At 75.8% G+C, this 1,744-nt stretch carries 1 protein-coding gene and 1 pseudogene; one reads left to right on the forward strand and one right to left on the reverse strand.

Going from position 1 to position 1,744, the window contains the following annotated elements; all coding sequences use genetic code 11:
- Window positions 1-263: 263 nt before the first annotated feature.
- Entirely contained in the window at window positions 264-932 is a 669-nt protein-coding gene (locus H5J30_RS31265) for a hypothetical protein (RefSeq protein WP_181790904.1), read from the reverse strand.
- Between the two features lie 299 nt (window positions 933-1,231).
- On the opposite strand from H5J30_RS31265, the pseudogene H5J30_RS31270 reads away from it, so the two are divergent.
- Window positions 1,232-1,744 (forward strand): annotated as a pseudogene (locus tag H5J30_RS31270) (hypothetical protein); the annotation flags it as partial.

Here is a 1,744-nt window from a genome sequence, read left to right on the forward strand (position 1 = left end):
GGCGGACGGCTGCGGGACGGCGACGTTCCACGGCCGGGTGGCGGGCTCGAAGCCGTCGTCGCCTGGCAGGAGCACGCGGCCGCGGACTGCGGAGCGGAGTTCGTCAAGGTTGCCCATCTCGGATCCTTACGGAAGTCGCAAACAAACGGTGCAGATACGAGCATCGCGCGCGGGTCTGACATCGGGGCGCTCGGGACACCCGTACGGGCAGGATCTTCCGGGACGGACAAGACGGCCCGGACGGCTTCCGCCGCCCGGTGGCCCTAGAGCGGGCCGGGGTTCTGCGCCAGTTGCCCGCGGGCGTACGCGAGCGCCGCGTCCGCGTCCAGCCCGCCCGCGTCCACCGGCACCGTCCGCCACGGCGTACGCGCCAGCACCCGGCGGGTCAGCTCCGTCTCCTCCCGCAGGTGCGCCGCCGCCGACTCCAGGTCCCGTACGTGCCGCGTGCCCGGCGACGAGCCCAGCTTCGCCACGTACCACTGCGCCCACCCGTCGCCCTCCCGGGCCACCGCCCGGCGCAGGGCCGCTTCGGGGTCGTCGTGGACGTAGACGACGGTGACCTCCGCGGGCGCCAGCGCCCGCACGAGGTCGGCGACCACGCCCGCGACCGCGTCCTCGTCGTGGCCCCAGGCCACGAGCGACGGCACGAAGGGCACCAGCGCGTCGGTCACCAGCACGTCCGTCCCGGCGGCGACCGCCTCCTCGACGTACGCGTGGACGGACGCGACCAGCGTCGCGGGGCGTACGGAGCCCGCGCCGCCCGCGAACTCCTCGGCCACCGGGCGGAACGCCTCCCGCGCGAGGATGTCGGCCTCCTCGAAGTGGTCGACCACCGCCCCGCCTTCGCGCAGCGCCGCCGCGAGGCCGCGGCAGAGGGTGGACTTGCCGACTCCGGGGCTGTTCCCGATCACGGACACGAGTTGAACGGTCATCGCCGCAGTCTCGCAGCCGCCGCCCGGGGCGCGCGGAGGCGGGGCGGCCGTGGGTGCGATGTCCGGACGCGCCATGGTCTGTACCACCTCCCACAGTGTGAGATAGGTCTCACCGCCGCGTTCCTTATGGGGATTCTTCGTGCTCCGCGGGATTCCGGCGCTGGCACATTGTTCCGGCGTCGAGGACCCTCCCCCCTCGCGACGGAAGGGACGCCAGGACAGTGACGACGATCTACTGCCCGCGTTGCGACAGCCGGCACGACGCGGCCGGAGCGCCGTGGTGCGCACCGGCGCGGAACGTGCCCGCGCTCCCCGAGGTCTACGGGACCCTGGGCTCGCCGGCGCTGCAACTGCCCGCTGCCACGCAGCCGGGGCCCGCGCCCGGCGACCTGGAGCTGTTCGAGGACCGCTCCCGGCAGGCACCCGCCGAGGAGGAGGCCCCCGCAGCCGCGGACACCGGCGTGGGGGCCGAACTCGTGCCCGTACGGCCGCGGTCGCGGCACCGGCGCTACAAGCCGCGCAACAAGCGGCTGGCCGGGCTGGCGGCGGCAGGGATGACCGTGCTGTCCGGCGGGCTGCTCGCCGCGAACGCCATGGGCGGCGGCGGAGGCGCCCGTACGGACGAGGCCGTGGCCCGCGCCGACACCCCCGTGCAGCCCCTCCCGTCCGATGAGCCCGACACGGACGGCGGCAGCGCCACCCCGGACGGGGACCGCCCCACGGGCTCGGCGCAGCCGGACGGCGCGGAGCCCGCCGAACCGCGGACCGGGCCGACGAAGGCCGCCCGCGACGCGGACCGGCCCACCCGGAGC

It is taken from the genome of Streptomyces phytophilus (genome assembly GCF_013870535.1).
Classification (GTDB): Bacteria; Actinomycetota; Actinomycetes; order Streptomycetales; family Streptomycetaceae; genus Streptomyces; species Streptomyces phytophilus.